Origin of the sequence: Mesorhizobium japonicum MAFF 303099 (assembly GCF_000009625.1) — a bacterium.
GTDB lineage: Bacteria > Pseudomonadota > Alphaproteobacteria > Rhizobiales > Rhizobiaceae > Mesorhizobium > Mesorhizobium japonicum.
Genome location: NC_002678.2, coordinates 5,139,008 through 5,161,369, shown reverse-complemented (window position 1 = coordinate 5,161,369; position 22,362 = coordinate 5,139,008). Strand labels below are relative to the sequence as shown.

The window sequence follows — 22,362 nt, the reverse complement described above, 5'->3', positions numbered from 1 at the left end:
GCGGAGACTAGTAGCTAAGTGTCATGGCGGGAAACTCGGTAAAGATCTGGTCGGTTAGCTCTATCAGCGGGGCGCTCAGCACAGGAGCAAACAAACCAATAACCGCGACAACAACCAGAAGCTTGACGGTTAGTGGCAAACTTTCATCCTGGATCTGTGTTGCCGCCTGGATGATGCCAATGACCAAGCCAACGACCACCGATGCAATGAGCGGCGGCAGAATCCAGATCATGAATACCACCAACGATTGGCTCATAAGAGTGACAATACTGGATTCAGCTATAATCAACCTCCCGGTATCGTGTAACTCAACACAAGCCCGTGCATCAATTTCGACCAGCCATCAATAGCGACGAACACGAAGAGTTTGAAAGGGACAGATATAAGCGTCGGGGATACCATAGACATGCCCATCGCCATCAAAATTGTCGTCACAATAAGATCAATAACGATGAAAGGAAGATAAAGAAGAAATCCGATCTCAAACGCGCGCTTTAGCTCTGAAATTAGAAAAGATGGAACCAGAATGGACAAATCATCAACCGTGGCTTTGGCACGCATTTCCGCTGGCCAGACTTTTTCGGTAGACGAGAGGAAAAACTGTCGCTGCTCCTCATTTGTGAACTTCTTAAGATGATCACGCAGGGGCTCGCTCCCGGATTTGGCGGCGCTTACCCAGTCGTCGAACGTCTGATAATGTAGCTTCGGATCGGTCATCCGATCATAGGTCTGTTCAACAACGGGCGCGCTAAGAAACATGGTGAGGATCAATGCGACAGCGTACAGCGCTATGTTAGGTGGTATCGTCTGAGTCCCGAGCGCATTGCGCACGAGGAAAAGAACAACCGATACCTTTACAAAGGCCGTGGTCGTGACGACCACCAAAACCAGCAGACCCAGTCCGGCGGTAACTGCGAGAAGCGCCAGGATTGGCGGCTGGAGCTCAGTCATTGCATCCCAACCGGCCACGGAGCCTGATGCCCAGCGTATCTCCAATGCGCACGATGTCGCCACGCCCGATACACTGACCGTTGGCAAGTATATCGACCGGATCCTGAATCGGCCGTCCAAGTTCGAAAATATGCCCTTCGCCGGCACTTCTTAATTCCCCTAGAGGAATAGGCCAGCGACCGCATTCAAAGACAAGCATGATCTCGACATCGTCGAGATCCTCCGTCGGCCCTAGTTGCGATCCAAGTTGTGTCATATGCGCATTCTCCAAAGAATAGGAACGCGGGCGGAAAGGCCCGTGCAGGACTAGCTGGTCGCCCTCAAGATCGGCGCTGGCCCACAACTGGCCCAAAGATAGGGCGATCTCGCCCCGGCCGAACGGCGCCAGGTCCGGCAACAGAGCATCACCGGCACATGCTTTTCGAAGAATCGCCGCAGGAACGTGCAGCGTGCCGATCTCTCCTGCAACCACGATCGGGAGGTCTGAAAGTAATCCGCGCGGCTGTCGCGGTAACTGGCCAAACAGTTCGCCCAGAGCACGAAACGCAGACGGCACCAAGCCATCGAGAGGCGAGAACAGGAACAGACGACCCTTGCCACTGACCGGGCCGAAGTCGATATCCAGTTCGAGATAAGGAGCCAGTGTCGCGGCTTCAAACACGCGCACGAGCTGCACGTTCAGCTGAGTCCTATACTCCAGTCGAGCAATAAGTGGCTCAAGTGCAAGTTCAACAATGAGTGAAGCCGTTGGCTCGGAAGGGAAAGTCAGCCCATTCTGCACTGTTGCGATGAGCCCCTCTACGAGCGACCGCGATATCGACAGCACGACCGTCTCAGCTCCGACCCTACAAATGCAGTCGAGCATTGGAATGGCGGCAAAATTCTCCTGCCAGACAAGCCCTGCCACACGCACCGACAGTGGCACGTCGTTGATCCGGGTCTGAAACGGTCCGCGCGAAGCCGCAGTGTCATTGAGCCACGAGGCGACCTCGTGGGACAGTGTCAGCGCTGGTTCCAATAGAGGGGGGCTCACCAAAGCGGCTGCCAAAAACTGCACCGTTCTGTCATTCGGAGGACCTGCAGGTTATCGAATCCGTTTCGCGACCTGGGAAAGCGGTCCCCTGCCAAATCGAAGCAGTATCTCATCGTCGGCCTCGATCTCGCCTGCGGCCTCCGAATGGATCTCGACGGCGCGCCCGACGTCGTCCTCGATCTGGCGCCATTTGTGCGTAGCCGCCGAACATGCGACCCATAGGTCCCTCGTCTCGGACGCCGCTGTCTCCGCCTTTTCCTGGGCGATTCGCGCATTACCAAGCATCTGCCGTCGGCGTGTGATTTCAGTTGCAAGCCGCTCAACATGCAGGTGGTGCCGGTCAAGCGCGGCGTTAGACAAGTTTTCGAGAGTCATCAGCTCCTGGTAGAGCGCTGCTTCCGCCGTTGCGCAATGTTGTTGTGCCATGGCAAGCTCTCGGGAGGCATTCTGTGCGGCTAAGGTGGCCATACGGCGCTCGGCTTCCTTCTTGGACAGCTCACTAAGGGCACGACGCTCTTGCATTTCCTTCAAGACCCGTAACCTGGAAGCCTGAACATGATTTACGCGGTCAGACGCGACATCCATGCGACCGTTTCCTCAAACCCTGAGATCTCGTCTTCGCTCTGGCGCAAAAACTCCCTCAGTTCGTCTATTGACTCGACAGCCCGGTCCGTCAGGGGATCGCCGCCTTGCTTGTATTCTCCGACGTTGATCAAGAACTCGGTCTCGGCATGCCGGGAAAGGAGTTCACGAAAGAAGGATGCCGCCTTGCGATGTGTCCGCGAAACGACCGCATCCATCACGCGGCTGCGACTCTGTAGTACATCGATAGCGGGGAAATGCGATCGCGCCGCAATAGCGCGCGAGAGCACGACATGGCCATCGAGAATGCCGCGCGACTCTTCAGCGATTGGATCCCCTGTGCCATCGCCTTCTACAAGCACGGTATAGAACGCCGTGATTGAGCCACGCTCACTCATGCCGGCGCGCTCAAGCAGGCCTGGCAGCATGCTGAAAACGGAAGGAGGGAAGCCCCGTCGCGTCGGCGGCTCGCCCGCAGCAAGGCCTATTTCACGCATGGCGCGGCAGAAGCGTGTCAGCGAGTCCAGCATGAGAGCAACGCGTAGCCCTTGTTCGCGAAAATATTCCGCGAGCGCTGTCGCCATCGGAGCACATTGCGCCCGCTGAACAGCCGAGCGGTCGGACGTTTCAACAACAACGACGGCACGGCGAAGGCCCTCTTCCCCGAGATGCCTCTCGATGAATTCACGAACTTCACGTCCTCGTTCGCCTATCAATGCGACTATGACAACGTCAGCGGCGGCACCTTTTACGATCTGTGACAATAAGGTCGACTTGCCACCACCTGGCTCGCCGTAAATTCCGATCCGCTGGCCCTCGCCGCACGTCAGGAGACCATCCAGAACACGCACCCCAAGGGGCAAGGGCCGTTCAATCATGCGCCTTGTCATTGGATTTGGAGCTCTGCCGTGCAGCGGCCGAGTTTCTGTGGTCTCGATTTGGCCTTTGCCGTCCAATGGACGGCAGCGACTGTCAATCACCCGGCCAAGTAAATCGTTGCCGACGGGTACTTCACGCATTCGTCCAGTGGCCACGACTTCCGCGCGGCTGGAGAGGCCGACCAGGTCGCCGATCGGCGTCAGCAATACGCCATCATCCAACAGGCCGATCACCTCAGCTTCCAGCGACAGTCCGGTTCGTGGGTCCTGTAGGAGGCAAAGTTCTCCAATACGAGTGTCTGGCAGGACGGCATGGACCAGTGTGCCGACAGCCCGCGTGATCCTGCCGCGCACGACGCGCGTGTCGATCCCCTTTGCCGTAGCTCTCAAAGACGAGATCGCCGGATCGACAGGGCAGATCGCATCGTCGTGATTATGTTCTGATACCTGCGTTGTCACAGTTCGCCTTTTTCAGAAAGCGACCCGAAGCCGAGACGCAACGCGCGCATCTGCGCATCAAGCCCCAGATCGACATTGCCGTACTCGCTCCACAGCACGCAGCGTCGCGGCGATAACGTCGGATCCGGTTTGATCCGAACCCTTGGCCGACCATCCTGGCCGTCCCATCCCGCAAACTCTCGCGCAAGCATGTCCACTTGCGTCGGATACACATGGAGGCAGACTTCCGCGCCGCTGTATTGGCGCTCAATGGCGTGGCGAACAGCCATGACCAACAGTTCGCCCGGATCGAACGCTCCTAGAAGCTCGCTTAGTATCTCAAGCACGAGCTGCGGCAATTGCTGCTCCAGAACCGCCTTTCGTCGTGCGACTTCGGCAACCGCCTGCGAAATCAGCGCCGCCATTTCCTCCGCGCCTGCATTCAGGCCCTCGGTATGGCCGCGCGCCAACTCACGCTGATACGCCGCGCGTGCCCAACTGCGTACGTGCTGCTGATGCCGTTCTGCGGCGGCACACGCTTTTGCGGCATTATCCCAGATTTCGAGCTCGCTCGCCGGTATCAGTGGCCCCAAAGGGCGCATCTGCGGCGCTGCCGGCGCCACGGAAATATCGGCTGTCATATCGGCGGGTTCTCCGCCTCAAAATGGCGTACCACAAGCGACAACAACTGGCCTGCGGCGTTCCCGTGCTTAGGCTCTGGATTGTCGGCGGCGGTTCCTACAGGCAAGCGTAGGAGCACGCGGTTGCGCTCCATCACTGGACTGTGATGGAGCCAGGCACCAAGACAGGCGTGTCCATCGTGTTCAATTTGGTGCGCGAGTTTTCCCGGATCCGCGATCAATCTGTCCGCAATGGCATGCGCCAGATGTCGGATTCCAAACGCATGGGCATCAGCGCCGATACGTTGAATGAGCACTGTGAGGTCAGGCTGAGAGACAAGCTTAAGCAGCGATCGGGCATGCCATGCACTACCTGCAAGGAGGGCAGCCCGAAGCGGATCATTACCGCGCAGAAGGTCCAGCCCCCGCTCAACATCATTCGACTTCGAATCATTGTCGAGTAACAATTCTGTTAGTCTTCGCTGCAGTCTGGGACACTTCTGCAACTGAGCCAACGTAGCAGCCGATAACGCCGGATCAAGACGCGCGCCAAGACGGGTAGGATGGGCCGAAGCAGCAAGCTCGCTCCGACCCAAGGAAGGCAATTGGAACGAACCATCAGGTTGGGCGGTCAGTATCGGCATTGGCATTGACATGTCACTGAGGCGCTATCGCCGGTGTCTTTTTGCGAATGGCATCGAGTGCGGAAACACCCGACCGCCGCTCGAGCTTGGGAACTTCGCCCGCTGACTGCTTGCGCCGGCGGCTAAGACCGGTGACTAAGAGATAGCACGCCACTGCGAACACAGCTGCGGCAATACCGGTTAAGCTGGCCAAAAGTGGCGCTGGAACGGGCCTGGACGCTTGGGCCAAAACAGTCGCCGGCACGGACCGTTGCTCAGGCGCGGAACGCTCCACCGACACCAAAACCACTTCGACCTTGTCGTAGGACAACCCTTCGATGCTGTCGGCCACGAGCATCTTTATCTTCGGCAGCAGAACCGAGAGATCTGCTTTGGCGTCGTGCCTGATAAAGACCGAAGCCGAGGATGGCGTGGCGCCTGCTCGCAAAAGGTCGTTATGCGGCAGAACTACGTGGACACGTACAGAGAATACGCCATCGATATCGCTGATCGTGCGGGACAACTCTTCGCTGAGCGCATAAACATAACGGGCACGTTCCTCGGTCGGCGAGGCAATGAGGCCTGATCCTTGGAAAATCTCTCCGAGGTTCTTGAATGACTGGCGCGGCAATCCCTTGCCATTCAGGAGGTCGATTGAGTAAGCGAGCAGCTTTTCGTCAACCTGGACCGTGCTAGTCCCATCCTTGGCAGCGACCCGAACCGCATGAACTCCGTTGTCCATCAGAAGGGCGAGCATTTCATTCGCCTCGCGCTCCTGCAGTTGCGTGTAGAGATCCACCTTGCAACCGCCGAGGGCCACGAGGAGTGGCAGCACGATAAGGCGAAGTGACCTCCGACCGCACGTGCCAGGCATGATTTCCTGGGCTAAGCCAATCATGTGCGCGGTTCAGCCTTCCTTTAGAAGTTTATTTACAGATGAGGTGATGCCGCTGACACCTTTGGAAACAAGCGCAACCTGAGTGACGCCATTGTACATATCCCGCAGACCAGCAATCATTGTTTCGAAATCATGCCGTCCTTGCGGAACGCCTGACGTTCCGGTTCCCGCATCACCTTCGGCAGGAAGCTTCTGCGGCCTAGGTAGAGCGCCCTTGAAAAGGCCTACCTGCTGGTCGAGCGCAGCCGAATTAACAGCACGGTCTGGGTACATCGCAGAAATCGTCTGCAACACGCGGTCCCCCAAGGGACTCATCTGCGTAGCCGCGCGTTGAAGAGCCATCGCCGGAGGAACTGGCACCCTCGATGGCGCCGATGCGGCATCGTTTTTCAGCGAGTCGGCCGCGTGCGCCAAAGCGCGCTCAAACTGGGCTTGCTCGCTGAACGACGGTGACCCGGCCCTGGCCAGACAGTCCGTTAAAGTGGCAGTGATCGACGTGATAGGGATCATCATGAAAGACCCGATAGCTTCCTCTTTGACCGGAGCGAACTCGGCCCTTCGTCATTCGTTATCAGGTCAACGTCTAGGTGGCCGAGCTGACGACAAGCTGACTGACGGAGCCTGGTTAGTATCTAGAGGATATGCTGGCGACTAAGTCACTTGTGCAAATTTCAGACTCTAGTGTATCAGTGCGCAATGTTGAGAGCGCTCATCCGATCCGTCCGCCCACACGTTTTGAGACTTCTGTGTGCCGGTTTTTTTCTCTCCGCCGGAACCAACGGAACTCTCGGCGTCCCCTTATCCCTCTCCAAGACGCCGTACAGATATACGGTTCTCGATCAGGATATTTCTGAGGCGCTGCAGCAATTCGGCAACAACCTTAATATCCGAGTCAACATTAGCGCCGAGGTGAAGGGGCGGATCCGCGGGAGTATGCCGGATTTGCCACCGCGCGAGTTCCTCGACCGTTTGGCCAATATGTACGGTCTCCAATGGTATTATGATGGGCTTGTCCTCTACGTGTCAGCCGCAAAAGAATCACAAACCCGCATGCTTGTGCTGACTTCGATCCGCTTCGATACGTTTAAGGGTGCCCTAGACAAGCTTGAGATCTCCGATGACCGCTACGTCGTGAGACCCGCGCCGGGAGATGGCCTCGTTTTGGTTTCCGGTCCGCCGCGCTTCACCGCGCTCGTGGAGCAGACTTTCAATGGTCTTGTCGCAGAGGCACAGGGGCAGCCGCGCGTCCATGAAACGCCGACAAGCGAATCGGTCCTGACATTGTTTCGGGGTTCCTCCACCATGGTCGTCCGCAACGGATTGCCTGAAGCCGCTTATTCGTCCGACGTGCCGCAGCAGGATGGCGTTGGCGGGAAGCCAGAGCCACGCCAAAAATGATATCTGCGGTCGCAGCTTCGGGACAAAACAACACCGCGGCCACCCCAAATTGTGAATTCCTCTGAACTCGTCAGTTTACCGAAAGCTAAACCGCTCATGGTGGCAACCGCCAGCTTCAGCGATATCTCCGGTCATTGTGCTGGTATTGCACATGGATCTGGCGTGGGGGATTGCAATTTCATTTTTGAGGAGACACAATGTCCGTCAATAATAATACAAGCAACGTTTTCAGTAGCCAGGATATTCTCCAGTACAGCAGCCTGAATCTGACATCTTCGTTGGAAAAGGCGCAGCAAAACGCATCGTCATTCGAGGCGATGCTCTCCCTTCACCTGCACGAAGACGACGCCAGCCCCTTCCCGTCGATGAAGGAATTGTGCCGGAACACATCGGAGTCGCTGTTGCCCGATGTCGCATCCTCGTTGGAAGAATTGCGCAAGAACCCATTGGATCTGCTGCCGCCAAGCATGAGGGCAGCCATCGAAGCAACGGATCAAGGCCCGCAGCCTGCGGTCGCCCTCCCTCCCATTGCGCACGAATCAGTTGATCAAGGCCCGCAGCCTGCGGTCGCCCTCCCTCCCATTGCGCAAGCGCCTATAAAAAGCGAGAGAATTACGTGGAACGGCGGCTCACTGTCCCAAGCCGAGTTGCAGATTGTCGCAGTGCTGAACCGTCACAAGGACCTATGCCCGCTTAGTTGGCAATCGCTGACGGATAAAGCCAATGATCCCTCTACGCCACCGGATCTGAAAGCGGCGATTGAGGGATTGCAGCAGGATCCAGAGCTTTTTTATGCGATCGGCTCGCAGGGCGATGGCCGCTGTGGCGGTAAGATCACGGCCAAGGATTTGTCCGAGTTCTCTCGCCATCACTCACAAGTTGCCGCATTTCAGGGCCAGCAGGCGCAAAGCTACGCGCAGAACTACATCCCATCCGATAGTACTGGAAGTGCGCAGCCGTCGGTTATGACCTTGAACGATGCGATGCGCGAGCTTTACCGGTACTCCGAAAACCTGCCCAAGAACCTGAGTCTGACTTATTTCAAGCAGATCGTCGACGGCGACGCGAAAACTGGCAAATGTCCGCCACAGGTCATTGCGGCGGCTCAGTACTTTGTCAGTCACCCGAATGAATGGAAGCGGTTGTACGGTGGCTCGATAGACAAAGTCCATAAAGAGGATTTTCTCCAAGTCGCTTCATCTTCGATGAGCCTCACGCAAACCGAGCTGAATACCCTTAAGACGATCAACAGCAACCAGCAAAAATTCTTTGGGAGCGGTGTCCTGACTCGTGACAAGCTCGCAGGCATGGCGCAAGACAAGAGCCTAGATCCGAGAGTAAAGCAGGCGGCATCGCAGCTGTTATCGGATCATCTGCTCTTCGGTCTTCTAAACAATTCGATTACGGGCTACAAGACCCACAATTCGTTCTTCGATTTCGGCGGCGGACACACGGTTGATTCCGGCAATATCAGCAACAAAGATTTTGGCCACTTCTACAACGGCATGTCGTCTGCAAACCGAGCCGTTCAGCAGCCAAAGACCCATGCGCCCGAAACTGCTGCGGAACAGGACGCCGTCTCGGACATGATGACGGGCCGGGCGGACCAGCCTGATACCAAGTCGGCCAAAAAGAACGGCGGGGCCTTCATCCACACAGTCGACGACGTGCTCAAGGTGTACTCGACAGTGGCTGATTGGGCTGCGACGGCGGTGGGTCTGTTGAGCTTCATTCCGGTCGTGGGCCAAGTGGCCGATGCCGTGTCGATGACGCTCGCGTTCGAGGCGCAAGCGGCAAATCTTGTCCGCACAGCCATTACCGGAGGCAATATGAAGCAGGCGCTGCTAGACGCTGGCATCAATATCGGAGCGCAGGCGCTCAGCCTTGTCGCGGGTCCCGAGGTCAAGCTTGCGATTCGCAACGGGCTGGTGAAGACGGCGTTGGAAGAGGCCGCCGCGGCCGGGATCGATCTGCCGATTTCCATGGCGAAAAGCTATGCAGAAGACTATTTGTCCAACCTGCAAGCATGCCTTCCGGCCGACACTATGCAAGCGGCCGGCCTCCTCAGCCCGATGGTGCCAATACTCCAGAAAGTGGCCTGACAACAAATGTGCGACTTCCTTCGCACGCTTCACTAGCCTATCAATCACCTTGTGGGGAACCTTTGCCTTTCCGCAAGGCGATTTGGCAGGCGTGCCTTGAGGATCGTGGTTAGGTCGCAGCAGGCCCGGGCTTAATCCGCTCATCCTTCGGCCTTGAGGTCGTTTTCACACTTAGCCTGAGAGGAGAAGGTGAGAACTGAGAACGGCTAGAAAAAACCGATATTGTTGAAAAAGTCCGCGTCGCGGTCGCCCGTGGCGCTTTCGTAGGATGGCGTTCCGCGGAGACCCCAAAATTGAATCCTGATTCCATGCAATGCGCCGGGTTGGAACTGGATTCTAATATCGGTGGGGACTTTGCGGTGCGCCGGACTTTTTCAACAGTATCAACCCAGAGCGGTCGTGCTGGCCAGTTGGCGCAGCGCCCGTCCCCCACTGCTTCTCCGGTGGTCATAGGGACCACCGGGCCGCAACATGGGCCGGTGGAGCGCAGCGACACAGCCGCCAGCTTTGTCGACACGACCGCCAAGATCAAGCTCGCTTGGCCACTTGAGCCACGCCGCCGTCGCGTGACGTGCGCCTTTAACCTCGCAGATGAAGAACGCCGCTCAGCGAGGCAACGTCATGAGCGCAGCGCCACCGGGCACCCCGGAGAGGTGAGGGACACCCCTATCTTGTTCAGGTCACGGTCGTGTATTGTGACGGCCGCGCTCACCACCAGATCCGAAGCAACGGCAATGTTACAGACTGGAGGCGGCGCCGTGCTCTACCAAGCTAAAACATACGACCCATGTCATTGACCTTTGCCCGCCCCGAACGTCCTGTATGTGGCAACTGGTATGGCCGCACGCTCGCCATCGCTCGGCTCGACAGCCTGGTTGTCGAGCAAATCGCGCGGATCGTTGACCATTGCAGCTAGGTTACGTCGTGTCGAACAGCCAAGGGGCTTTTCGAAGGATTTGTCACTGAGTAAAGAATACGACGGACAGGCAGGTGGGCGGGCATGATACACAATTGCTTCTACTTGGACTGCGCCGCCATCGTGTTGGTCGAGCAAATGGATGTTGTAAGTGTCTATACCCATCTGCCTGGCCTGATGCACCACCTCTGCGCTGAGCCGGGACGAGCCCCAGATAAGGAGGTGAAGGGCATCGCGGCGGCCGCTACTGGTCCTGTCAAGGAAAACACGCAAACGCTGCCGTTCGGAAGCGCGGAGGCTCTTTAATATCAGCACGGTGGTCTCCGGCCGGATAAGGATTGGCGCAGGGGGCTCGACATAGATCGGCACAGTGCTTGTGCAGCCACTTGCGCTGGCTGTCAGGGCGACCAGGAGAACTTTGATCCGCAAAGTCATTCGATCACCTATTGAATTATGAAGCCGCGACCGCGCTTGGCCCCGGGCGCGCCGGTGCGGGCAGCAGCGCGGCCTCGCGGCGGATCTGCCGGCGGATCGTCCAAAGCCGGCGCCATCCGGTCCGTGGGTGCGCTCATCTGGTTGGGGCTGGAGCCTGGTTTTACGATGTAAGGCGTAACCAGAATTATAAGTTCTGATTCTTCTTTTTGAAACGAGGAGGAACGAAACAGAGCGCCAAGAATCGGCATTTCGCCGAGCCAGGGAAACGCACTGACATTATTGTTCACGTTGCGCCTGATCAGACCGCCAATTGCAAAGCTCTGCCCACTGGCGAGTTCGACGACTGTGTCGGCTCGGCGCGTGGAAACTGCCGGCACGGAAATACCATTGATTTGAACGGCACCTTGGGACGATAGTTCACTGACCTCCGGCTTTACGTGAATGTTGATCCGGTTGTTGTTGAGAACGGTCGGCACGAACTCCAGGCTGACGCCGAAGTGACGGAATTCAACCGACACTTGCTTGTTTTCCTGCAGGACAGGAATGGGAAATTCGCCACCTGCGAGAAAGCTGGCAGTTTCACCGGACATCGCGGTGAGATTCGGCTCAGCCAACACGGAAGCTATGTGCTCCTTGGCGAGCGCGTCTAGAACCGCGCCGATGTTGACGGCACCGTTGTTGAATCCGATTCCTGCTGTGCCACCACCCTGCGCTGCACCAGAGCCAGTGCCTCCGCCGCTTAACAAGCCCACTCTGAAATTGTCGATTTGACCAAAGGCGGACAGGTTAACGCCGAGTGCCTTCATGGCGCTACGGGAGACCTCCGCTACGCGCACACTGAGATTAACTTGTAAGGACCCAGCGACCTTAATGTTGTTGACGACTTGCGCACCGTCCCCGAGATACTGCTCAGTGACCCTTTTTGCGGTGTCGGCGACCTCCGCATTGGGCGCTGTACCGCTAAGGATTGCGCCGCGCGGCGTATAGCTCACCTGGATTGAAGAGTCGCCAACCTGATCCATCAACATGGCGCGCAATTCCTCGATCGGTTGCGTAACGACAATTCGCAGCGCGGCGAGAGCCTCGCCCTTATCGTCCAAGGCGAACAGGCTGGTCCGCCCGGATTTCTTCCCGAAGACGAAGATCGTTGTATTTGAGGCTGCCTGATAATCAGCGATCGTCGGGTCAGCAACAAAGATGGTCGTGGCAGGCGCGGGCAAATGAACCGTCTTGCCGAGCGAAGAGGAAAGGTTCAGCGTGCCGTCGATGCTATTGGAAGCGGCACGCGGCGCCCCTTGATCCTGCATGTTTTCGGCCGGGGCAGAAACTGGATATGCCAGAATGAGCGCACAGAGAAGGCGGCCCAAGTAAGGAGAAACAGTAGCAGGTCTCGGGCAAACGATGTGCGGGGGCCGCCGATCGGTGTCAGAATGAGTTGTAATGATTTTCAAGGCGGTCTTTTCTTTCAAATTCGGCCAACTATACGAATGTCGCGCTAGTCACATTCAAGAATGTAACCAATGCCACGCACCGTTTTTATCCGTGGCGTTGCGTTTGAACTGCTCAGATATCGACGTAAGCGATAGATTCCGACTTCAAGCGCGTTGGCCGATACTTCATCGTTGAACGAATAGAGGTGATCTTCCAACTGCGAACGCGGCACGATGCGGCCTGCACGGTTGAGCAGATGCTCTAAAATACATAATTCACGGCGTGCGACCGTCAGTGGATAACCAGCAACGGAAACCTGTCGGCCGATCGGATCGAAGTGGAGATTGCCAAATACAATGATCGGGGCAGTCATCTGAGTCGACCGCCGCAGAACGGCTCTCATTCTGGCAATGAGCTCATTAGTATACACTGGCTTGAGCAGAAAATCGTCCGCACCACCGTTGAAAATCGCAATTCGCTTCTCAAGATCGTCGACGTCACTCAAAATGAGAGCAGGAACTGAATGTCCCTCACCCCTTAGCTGCTTCAGCCAATCCAAGCCATCGCCATCCGGCAGAACCAGCTCCAGCAGGAGAATTTCGTAGCTGGCGCAAGAAAATGCACTCGATGCTTGTTCCAGTGTGGGAACAACATCAACGGCGAAACCGCTATCGCCGAGTGCAACTCCCACCGCTCGCGTAAGATCCGCATGGTGGTCAACGAATAGCGTTCGCATTTCATCTCCTATTAATGGTAGGACAGGTCACCGAGACTGTTGAGACGGCGAAAGCAGAAGTCGCGCAACGCGTCGCAGTGTTCGTAATCCTCTTTGGGACGGCTAGTCGCAGGATCATGCGAGCCGTACGCCTGTAGTAGGCGAGGTAGAACCTGTGATGGGCTGAAGCGTCGTTTGGGCAGGCCAAGATGCCACTCCGCCTTCAATTCGTCTGCGCATCCTGCCGATGTGGCGGCCCCTGCATTCGCCAAGCGACATTGCCCTCCAGAGCCCATAATTCCATGACCCGTAGGGGTTAGCTTTCGACAAGCGACTTGAGCAAATCGATTGTTCGGATGTAAGCAATCCACATCCTGGATTGTCCGCATATTCACCCCCCAGATCGCACTGTGAGGCTGATGCTTGGTACCGACGCCTCCCTGGTTTCAGCCTCAAATCAGGTCCGCCTGACCATGAAGTGCAATCGTTGACCGCTTCTGCGACACCTGGGGCGATTGGCAACGCCGCCACGTGCCCCAATGTGCCACGAGATAACCGTCGTCCTCGGAGACGGTTCAGTCCGGCACCGGCTCGTAACCCAAGCCCCCAATCACACAGGTCAGTGTCGGATCGAACCAACCGTCGGTTTTCCCTGGCAATCAGGTGCAACGGCCTCAAGAGCAAGCTGACACGGTTTTTGGTCAGGTTCTCGACTCGGCCTGTTGTAAAGCTGCACGATACCGAGTAGGCACCGGCGTATTGCACGCCCATCCAGAACGTTGTGGATATTGCGGCGGTCGACAGGGCCAAGCCTATAGCGGCGGTTGGGTGGGCGGCCGAGAGCATCTCCCTTCTTGGCCATCAGGAGGTGACGGCCGAGTTGCTGACACTGGCCTCGATTCTTGACCACGAAATTGCAGCCGATTATCACCGCTCGGGATGATAGATGCTGGGGAATGATGCCGTCCGCGCACCGCCTCGTCGCGCACCAACTCGGGTGCGGCAAATAAGGGAGCGTCGCGCCGGCATTTCGGATTGGTGCAGACTCGTTGCCAAAAGTTTCCGATCAGTATCGGTTCCATTCTCCTCTCCGCAGAACACCTCGCGCTCCAGGGCGGCTCCGCCACATAATCTCGCTGAGAGACGCTCGCCTACTGGATGGCCGCAAGATGCGCTGGAAACCAAACGGCTCCCATCCGACATTATCTCGCCGCACCTAAACGTTGCCCAGGCTTGCCCGGCTGAATTGCGGCACTGATCGGCGCCCGTCTAGCATCAACCCTGTGGCGCGGCTTCATCTCGGCCGTGGTCGGGCTTGGGACAAATGCGATAGCGGTCATTCGCGCAGGTCGATGACGCCGAGTTCGTGCCACATCCACTCGGCGACCTTCTGACGGCCGCCGTTGATTTTGTGGCCGGACGTGGCGTTTGCTGCTCATGCCGACCAGTCAGCTGGTCAAGACTTTCGCGATGTCCATGGGTTGACAGACAATCTGCTCGCCGATTTCGGGCGGGTGTCTGAGGTAGGTTCCTCTGATCTTTGCCGGGACGTTCAGCTATCATATGCTCCACGGTGCCGATTTCAGTGAGCGGAGGCGCTGGAGATCACCAAGGGGTCTGCTGGATCAGCGTCTTTCCCGTTTCCGCACGCGGCCGAGTTGAACGGGGCCGTCATGGTACGACCCCGGATGAGGTCACGAGCTTGGGTACCGCCCTGCCCCCACCGCAAACATAGGCGTGCAGCGCGGTCAGGCAAGCATTCGCGTTCTTGAGATCCCGCTCATGCTGCGGGGCAATCGTGAGATCGGCAAGTGTATAGATTGGATTCCGCACATGCATCAGGTCTGTGATGGTCTGGGCTTGGTCGGCGGTCTGCACCTTTGGGCCTCTGATGTTATCTCTCAGGTTCCGCCTGATCACGTCCTCGCTGGTATTGAGCCAGATCGAGACGGCTTTCTCCCCGACATAATGCCGGATCTCCTCGATCATGAACGCTTCACCGCCGGTTGCGAGCACCGCCGACCCCAGTTCGAGTGACTGCCTGATCTCATTCACCTCAAGATCTCTGAAATAGGCCTCCCCATCCTCAGCGACGATCTTAGCTACGGACTTGCCGGTCTTCGCCTCGATTTTTCTATCGGAATCGACGAACCTCATTCCTAGTCGTTTGGCGAGTGCACGGCCCAAACTGGATTTCCCTGCGCCTTTCACGCCGACGAGCACGATCGATCGCGCGCCCAACGCGCCAAGAATCTCTGTTGCGATCGGGGAGCGCTCCGTTCGTCTCGGCGGGGCGACTTGCAACCGACGACGTAGGCTGGCACCAACTGTGCTATCGGCGTGGGCTTCCCAGTGGGGGATCTCTATGGCCTCGTGAGGGATGATGACCTTGTTGCAGGCCTGTCGCACGCGCTCCAAGAGTTGCTCGGCTATAGACTGATCCAGTGGATCTTGGCTCTCTCGCTGCAGCTCCTGCAGCTTCTGCAGCTCCTTGTAGGTGTCGTGATTGTAAATCTTGGTCTTGTAGCTGTCTGCAGTGTGGAACTCCACCTCGAAGCGGTAGCCCCCCGGCGTGGCGAGCACGGTCTTGATGCCGACGAAGGTCGGCGATCGCGTCCTGAACCAGTTGGTCGTGCTGACCTCAGAATACCCGCTCTCGTCGAAGGCTATAATGGCTTTCTTGAAGGCACGGGTAAAATCTCTATCAGGGAGTTGGAAGCAGTGGCGTACAGCGTTGTTGATCAGCTGGGCGCCGGCTTCAAACGGGGCCTGTATCCCGGTGAGCTGGCCTGTCATCGAGCTTTCCGATCTCAAACGCTCAGCGAGATGGGGCATCTTCACGTTGATATCGGCTCTCCTGAGGGCTTCGGCAACCGAGATTACCATCGGGGTGATGTCCTTCTCTTCGGCTCGGGCGCGGCAAGCCTCCATTTGAGCTCGCTGTACGGCCAGCTCGGGAGTCAAGGTCATCGTCGTGGCTGAATCATCGGCAGAAGCCCCTCGAGCCGAGGGTTGAGGCAGAAAGCCTCGCTCGGCAGCAAGTTTGATCGAAGCTTGCATAACTGAAGCCGCCAGCGTCGGATTGTCCTGAAGATCCTGCAATGTGGCATCGACATCAAACCGACCCTGGTTGAGGGTAGCCGCAATGCTCTTGGTGTAGGGCACCGATTTCGAGCCTGGTGTTTGTTGCAGCAGGCGCCGAAGTTGCCTGCTCTTGAACATAAAGATGTGGGCCCCAGTGTCCGATTTATATGCGTCAGTTCCGACTTTGATACCGAGGCTCAGGAGATTCTTTGCACTCCGCACGAGGTCGTGTGGATTGTATCCATCCGGTCGCGGGGCAATGCGCGTAGGGTAACGGTCGACAAGAAGCTGGACGCGGTCGCGTGGCTGAGCCGTTGCCGAATAGATCTCCGCCAGCTCCGGGAACAGCTCGCAAAGCGGTTGGCTCATCGCGAGTGGTGCCTCGCTCAGGCTGACGACTGTTTCGGGCAGGAGTTGTTCGGGCAGAGCTTGCTCATCCAGCCTCGCGGCCCACGTCTCGAGCTCAGCGTGGAGCAACTCAGCAATCTCGCGCGCGACCGGATGGTCTGCCAGTTGGATGTCGTGCCGCGCCTTTTCAAGCGTCTCCTGGACGTTCTGAGCACTGACCTGTTCCTGCTCCAACACGCCTCGGATGTCTCGCTTGAGCTCTTGGTGAATGCCTTCGTACGTGCCGAAGATGGCACGCTCGGCAAACCACTGTCGGGCTTCATGGGATTGAGCGAGAAAGTCTCGCTGCAGACAAGTATAGATTTCCAGAACATTGCGCGTGGCGGCGAGGATCTGGCTGGCGCGCCCGAACTTGTAGCGACCATCCTCAATCGCCGGCGTGTGCGACTTTGGCGGCTTGAGCGAGCGCAATCCGCGAGCTTGCTCCTCTTGATCGAATTGCCTGACATGCTCGTAAAGCTGTGGCCGGTCGCCGACGATGACGAGGCTGTCTCCGTCGAAGTCGCCGTCAAGTTTCTTCTGTTCACCAGTTGGGACGGCAACCAACGAGCCCGGGGCAAACACCTCGGTCGCCTGCAGGATGCCGAGGCAGTCGACCGTCGTGTCCACCTTGACGCGGTCCTTGCTCGTGGTCCAGCTCGCATGGCATTTGACGTCCTCGGCAGACATGATTAGCGCACGGTCGGCGTAGGCGGCCGGCCACATCTTATCCGGTACAACGATCAGGATGCCTTTGGCAAAGAAAGTCGGATCGTCGGCGGCCAGTTCCCTCCCCGACTTCTGGGCGACATTGAAGCTGTATTGAATGGCCGTGCAGTTATCGAGAAATACAGCGGTCGGATCGCCGTCGACGGCCAACTTGACCCGCTCGGCGGCAAACGGGCGCAGGTTCGGCTTATCGTAGGGCGAGCGCCCGACCAGCACGCCGCTCGTCCCCGTCAATGTTTCGCTCTTCAGCGTCGGCACATGGAGACACTCATCGTTGGAGGGTACGGCAACCGCGCCGGGACCATCGATGTGTCCGGCCGTCACCGTTCTAAACAGCTCTTCGGTGGTCAACGTTGGCTCTTGTTGGCTCTCGAGCCAGGCCGTGGCCTTTTCACGGACCTCATCCGCCACTTGGTCGCAGCGCGGATAGTGTTGCAGCGCCGAGACTGGCAGGGATGATTTCCTTCCCTCACCAAAGGCAGACATCTGATCAGGACCCTGCTCGCCGGCGCGACATACAGCTGGCATAAGGTTGGCTAGCGAGGCCCTGATGAAACCGCAGCCGTCATGCGGTCGCAATGCAATGGGACCGTCCGGCCCCCTCAGCTTGAAGGGATGCTCCTGGTTGGCGGGACGGTCCGGCAGCAGCGACAGTTTGAAGGCGCCTTCCAGCGCGTAGTCGTGAACTCCCAGGCCCTTGATCGCCGGTGGCGCCGCAAAACCCCTGCGCTGGGTATAATAATAGGCCTCCTTGAAAGGGGCCCAAGTCCGAGACAGCTGCTCGAAGGCGGTGCCCGGTGCGGTATCGACATACGGAATCGCCAGCAGCTTTCCCCCGGAAAGCTTAGCTAGCTCGCCTGGAGCACGGGCCGCAATCTGAGACACGGTCAATCGCGGCGGCTTTAACTTGCTGCCTCCGAACAGGTCCATGCGGTATGGCACACCGTTGACGTTCACCGTACGCGCCAGCATGAAGGCGCTCGGCGTTCCTGGCATCTGGACCGCAACGACTGGCAAAGCCCCGGCAGTCAGGCGCTGAAATATCGAATACCGTCTCTCCGGCTCGGTGGCCACCGGCCGTCCCTGCATGTCAACTACCGGCAACTGCATCAGTCCTGCGTCACCCTGCGGCGGTCTTGGCTCGTGATCCATGGTTCGCAGGACCTGATACACGTCGAAGACCGATGCTGGATGTTGCCCCTGGATCGTCGCCGCATCCTGCTCTATGAAAAAGTCCAGCGCATCCACTGGATTCTCCGCCTCGATCTGCGCGATCAGGTTCCAGCTCATGCTGGAAAGGTCGCTTTCAATGAGGCCGCGCGTGCTGTCCAGGATCTCCTTCGTCTTGCGCTCCAGCGCTTGCTGCCTCACCCGCAAGTCGGACCTCTTGCCCTCGACATACGGTGACCTGAATAGTCTCTCCAGGACCGCACGGGCCTTAAGCGTCTGATAGATCGATAAAGCGGGGCGGCGGCTGGCAAGCGGTCCACGGGTCCGCTCGGCATCGCTTGCGTTCAGATGCGCCTCGATCTTCTGCTCGAGCACGGATTGGAGGTCGTTGAGCAGATTGAGGGCCTGCGTGCGGTGCGAGCGCAGCGGCCTCTGTGGGCTGCGAGCCAGCGGCAGCAGAGATGCACACAGATTAGCCATGGTTTCCAGATCGTTGTGGGTCGTAAAATCAGGGGCTTGACGCAATTCCGAGAGGCGGTTCAAGCCTGTCGGTGCGAGCAAACCGAGATCATCAGACAGCCGAGCCTTACCAAGTGCCTTGAAAACGGTTGTGATGTCTAGAACGTCAGCCTGCGCCAGGCGATCATCATCATAGTGCAGGTAATGAGCGAGCTTGTGCAAGCGATCCTTCGGCAGAGCCGCGTCCGTAATATCCCCAGTGTCTTCTGCCTTCATGATCATTCGCGACAAAGCATTGGCGAGAATACTTAGCTGAGCTGTCGTGAACACACCGAATCGTAGCTCTCGAGCACCCAATCTGCGCGCGATGTCCATCGTGGACTGCTGGCACGCCGACTCTTCCGGCCACTTGGTGAAGCCGTTCATCAAGGTCGCCACTCCCTGCGGAGCGAAATCGGAGAGCTGGCGCTGACGGGCTTCCCCGGCGATTGCGATCGCGGCTCTGCGACAGTCCTCCCCGACCGGCCACTTGCTGAAACCGTTCACCAGATTAGATAGGTGCTGGTGACTAAACTCACAGAGTCGGGCGCCGCGGCGAATGACCTCACCGGCGATGGCGATCGCGGCGTCGCGACAGTCCGCCCCGTCCGGCCACTTGCTGAAACCGTTCACCAGATTAGCTAGGTGCTGGTGAGTAAAGTCACGGAGTCGGGTGCCTCGGCGAAGGACCTCGCTGGCTATAGCGATTGTGGCTTGCTGAGTCGACGCCGCTTCCGGCCACTTGCCGAATCCGTTCACCAGGTTCGCCAGGTCCTGGTCATTGAAATCAGAGAGCCCGAACTCGCCGCGCCCGGCGCGGCGGGTGACCTCCCCGGCGATGGCGACTGTTGCCTGGCGAGACGCCGCCTCTTCCGGCCACTTGCTAAAACCGTTCGCCAATGTCGCAAGTGCCTGCTGAGTAAGATGAGAGAACTGGTCGTCGCGTTGAAAGACCTCGCTGGCGATCGCCAGTGTTGCATCGCGACAGTCCGCCTGTTGTGGCCACTTACTGAAACCGTTCACCAAGTTTGCCAAGTGCTGATGACTGAAAGCAGAGAGTTGGGCGCGGCGGCGGATGACCTCACTGGCGATCGCGACTGTGGCGTGATGATAGTCGGCATCGTCCGGGCATTTGCCGAACCCGTTCACTAGGTTAGCCAGCTCCTGCGGAGTAAAATGAGACAGCCCTTGCTCGCCGGCGCGGCGAGAGACTTCTGTGGCGATATTGGCTGTGGCTTGGCGGTAGACCGCCCCTTCCGGCCATTTCCTAAAACCGTTCACGAGGTTCGCTAAGTCCTGATGATTAAAATCAGAGAGCCCGAACCTGCCGCGGGCGGCGCGGCGACCTACCTCATCGGCAATCGCTCCGGTGACTTGGCGACACCGCTCCTCTATCGGCCACTTACTGAAACCGTTCACAAGGGTCGCCATGTGCTGGGGATTAAGATCAGCGACGCCGGCACGCCGGTTACGACCAAGGACCTCACCGGCCATCGCACTGGCGGCTTCGCGGGACGCCTGCTCTTCCGGCCATTTGCTGAAACCTTGCACCAGGTTCGCCAGTTCCTGGTGGGTGAATTCGGAGAGCCGGGCACGGCGGTCGCGGCGCAGGACCTCGCCCGCGATTGCAACTGTGGCTTGGCAACAGACCTCCTCTTGGGCACACTTTCCGAAACCGTTCACTAGGTTGGCCAAGTCCTGGTGATTAAAAGTTGAGAGCCCGAGGTTACGGCGGCGAAGGACTTCACCGGCAATCGTTCCGGTGGCTTGGCGGGACCACTCCTTTTCCGGCCACTTGCTGAAACCGTTCACCAGATTAGCCAGGTGCTGCTCCCTAAAATCAGAGAGCCCGAAACGGCGGTCCTCGCGACGACGGACCTCACTGGCGACGGCTTCCGTACCGTCACGAGTTTCCGACCGCTGCGGCCACTTGCTGAAACCGTTCACCAGCAACGACAGACTTTGACTTTGCAGTACGCCAAGTGTCCTGCCCTCATCGCGGCAAAATTCGGCGATTCTGATCGTTCCATTTCGGCATGTTCTCGACTGCGGATGCCGACCAAACGATGCCGAAAAGAGCGAAAAGGCTTTGGGGTCTACTTCGCACATTAACGCACTAGGAAGCTGCGACACCCGAGCTGCCATCGCCTTGCAAGCTTCCACACCTTCCTGACCTCCAGCCTCACGACTCACCGTATTGCATGCGGTGGCGTAGCCCCATGATTGCCCGCGGCGGATATTGTCCTCGAAGCATGTGACAAATTGAGCTTTGAACTGGGCGGCGGCCTTTTGCAGGAAGGCTGCATGGACCTCGTCGCCCGCCCCTTGCAGCCGTCTGTCATGCTCCACCACTGCACGCGAGAACCCCTCAATGTCACGGGCAAAACAAATGGCGTGTAGTGCGTTGTTAGATTGTTCTTCTGAGATTGCACTTTGCACGCTCTGCGCGGCGACATCGTCCAGGCGCCGCCTTTTTGGTCTGCGATCCAGGCCCGACACGGGCTGCCTGCGCGAGGAAGGACCACTTTGTTGTGAACTCCTGGACTGATCGGCATTGCGGACTTCTGCACCGGAACGCGACGAACTTTCTTGCCGATTTGTCGCTCCCAGATGCGGCAAGTCGCGAAAAACGGGCTGGCCGTCACACCTATTGACGGAGGGATCGCCGGACGTGCGGCGCCGGACATCGCTGGCCGAAGGTGGCCTTTCAGCTGAGGATGCCCCTAACTCTCGATCTTCAGAGCGCAAGCCCTGAACGACAGAACTGAAGGTCGAGCCTTTTTGACCACCGCCATGATCCGATTCAGCCCGGTGCGTGCCTGATCCGCTAGGCGCATTCAAACGCCGGTCAACTCCCGTCATAATCCGTCTCCAGGCGAGAAATGCGCGCCGATTACAATGCGTGGCGCACACGGCGCCCTCCACAACCCGCAAAGCGCGGATCTGCCCAACCTGCGCGCTCTGGGATCGAACATATCCCCTTCACCTGACGTGACTCTGACCTGGGTCTATCTGGAGTCGCATTGCGTTCACCTATTCCGCCAGACGTCCGGGAGCTGCCCCTATCTCGGGCCAGCTGCGGCGGTGAGCGAGATCGCTGTGGACAAGCTTCGGCGAAGCCACGCTGATGATGCGTGACGATGAAAAGACGAAGGTTGGCAGAGCCGTGCCGCTTGGCTTTGAAGAGTGAGGCGACAGATGCTAAGGCTTTTGCTGCGATTGCCCGCCAGTGGCGCGTGAACTTGCCGCTGGCGGTACCGCCGGGACTTCTCGTGATGGCGAAGCTATTCTCGCTCGGAAGGGCGCCGGTGTAGAATATTCTTCCGCAGCAACGGCGTCGCGCTACCGGCCCAGGCCCTCAGCCGACACGCCGTATACGTTGATGCAGACCAGCCGCCATCAGAAATAAACCTCTTGCCGACGGGCGGGCATACGTCTTGAACGTGACGCCGCGCTTGTCGAGGAACATCCACA

15 protein-coding genes are annotated in these 22,362 nt (G+C 58.1%); 3 read left to right on the top strand and 12 right to left on the bottom strand.

What is annotated here, in order from left to right; translation table 11 throughout:
- Positions 1-7: 7 nt before the first annotated feature.
- From MAFF_RS25875 to sctL, 6 genes are read right to left on the bottom strand one after another with little or no spacing between them, the layout of a single operon-like run.
- Complete coding sequence (locus MAFF_RS25875) at positions 8-256, bottom strand: EscS/YscS/HrcS family type III secretion system export apparatus protein (protein ID WP_010913975.1); 249 nt, start codon at positions 254-256, stop codon at positions 8-10.
- Between the two features lie 29 nt (positions 257-285).
- Positions 286-951, bottom strand: a complete 666-nt coding sequence (gene sctR, locus MAFF_RS25870) for a type III secretion system export apparatus subunit SctR (RefSeq protein ID WP_010913974.1) — start codon at positions 949-951, stop codon at positions 286-288.
- Positions 944-2,008: a type III secretion system cytoplasmic ring protein SctQ gene (gene sctQ, locus MAFF_RS25865; RefSeq protein ID WP_010913973.1), complete on the bottom strand. Its 1,065-nt coding sequence runs from the start codon at positions 2,006-2,008 to the stop codon at positions 944-946. Before sctQ ends, sctR begins: the two co-directional genes overlap by 8 nt.
- Before the next feature lie 27 nt (positions 2,009-2,035).
- On the bottom strand, positions 2,036-2,569 hold the full coding sequence (locus tag MAFF_RS25860) for a hypothetical protein (RefSeq protein ID WP_010913972.1): 534 nt from the start codon (positions 2,567-2,569) through the stop codon (positions 2,036-2,038).
- Positions 2,545-3,903: a type III secretion system ATPase SctN gene (gene sctN / locus MAFF_RS25855; protein ID WP_010913971.1), complete on the bottom strand. Its 1,359-nt coding sequence runs from the start codon at positions 3,901-3,903 to the stop codon at positions 2,545-2,547. The genes MAFF_RS25860 and sctN overlap by 25 nt, the downstream gene beginning before the upstream one ends.
- The gene (gene sctL, locus MAFF_RS25850; RefSeq protein ID WP_010913970.1) at positions 3,900-4,523 is read right to left on the bottom strand and encodes a type III secretion system stator protein SctL; all 624 of its coding nucleotides are present in this window, start codon (positions 4,521-4,523) and stop codon (positions 3,900-3,902) included. The genes sctN and sctL overlap by 4 nt, the downstream gene beginning before the upstream one ends.
- Positions 4,524-4,693: 170 nt before the next feature.
- On the opposite strand from sctL, the gene MAFF_RS41205 reads away from it, so the two are divergent.
- A complete protein-coding gene (locus tag MAFF_RS41205) occupies positions 4,694-4,966 on the top strand; it encodes a hypothetical protein (protein WP_157866081.1) in 273 nt (90 codons plus the stop codon).
- A 193-nt stretch (positions 4,967-5,159) separates the two neighbouring features.
- Here MAFF_RS41205 and sctJ read toward each other — a convergent pair whose 3' ends face one another.
- Together sctJ and MAFF_RS25835 are read right to left on the bottom strand one after the other, a co-directional pair.
- On the bottom strand, positions 5,160-6,023 hold the full coding sequence (sctJ, locus tag MAFF_RS25840; protein ID WP_044549206.1) for a type III secretion system inner membrane ring lipoprotein SctJ: 864 nt from the start codon (positions 6,021-6,023) through the stop codon (positions 5,160-5,162).
- Between the two features lie 9 nt (positions 6,024-6,032).
- A complete protein-coding gene (locus MAFF_RS25835; RefSeq protein WP_010913967.1) occupies positions 6,033-6,536 on the bottom strand; it encodes a nodulation protein NolB in 504 nt (167 codons plus the stop codon).
- 183 nt (positions 6,537-6,719) lie between these two features.
- Here MAFF_RS25835 and MAFF_RS25830 point away from each other — a divergent pair, with 183 nt between their 5' ends.
- Both MAFF_RS25830 and MAFF_RS25825 read left to right on the top strand, forming a co-directional pair.
- The gene (locus MAFF_RS25830) at positions 6,720-7,421 is read left to right on the top strand and encodes a hypothetical protein (RefSeq protein ID WP_063825847.1); all 702 of its coding nucleotides are present in this window, start codon (positions 6,720-6,722) and stop codon (positions 7,419-7,421) included.
- A 197-nt stretch (positions 7,422-7,618) separates the two neighbouring features.
- Complete coding sequence (locus tag MAFF_RS25825) at positions 7,619-9,523, top strand: HrpF/NolX family T3SS translocon protein (protein WP_010913965.1); 1,905 nt, start codon at positions 7,619-7,621, stop codon at positions 9,521-9,523.
- A gap of 790 nt (positions 9,524-10,313) precedes the next feature.
- Here the strand turns inward: MAFF_RS25825 and MAFF_RS25820 are convergent.
- From MAFF_RS25820 to xopAD, 4 genes are all read right to left on the bottom strand, one after another.
- Entirely contained in the window at positions 10,314-10,874 is a 561-nt protein-coding gene (locus MAFF_RS25820; RefSeq protein ID WP_010913964.1) for a CpaD family pilus assembly lipoprotein, read from the bottom strand.
- Positions 10,875-10,882: 8 nt separating this feature from the next.
- Positions 10,883-12,325, bottom strand: a complete 1,443-nt coding sequence (locus MAFF_RS25815; protein WP_044551336.1) for a type II and III secretion system protein family protein — start codon at positions 12,323-12,325, stop codon at positions 10,883-10,885.
- A gap of 44 nt (positions 12,326-12,369) precedes the next feature.
- Positions 12,370-13,041 carry a winged helix-turn-helix domain-containing protein gene (locus tag MAFF_RS25810; protein WP_010913962.1) on the bottom strand — a complete coding sequence of 224 codons (672 nt, stop codon included), beginning with the start codon at positions 13,039-13,041 and terminating at the stop codon, positions 12,370-12,372.
- Positions 13,042-14,691: 1,650 nt separating this feature from the next.
- Positions 14,692-21,813 (bottom strand): XopAD/skwp family type III secretion system effector, encoded by a 7,122-nt coding sequence (gene xopAD, locus MAFF_RS25805; RefSeq protein ID WP_010913960.1) that lies wholly within the window; start codon positions 21,811-21,813, stop codon positions 14,692-14,694.
- Positions 21,814-22,362 lie beyond the last annotated feature (549 nt).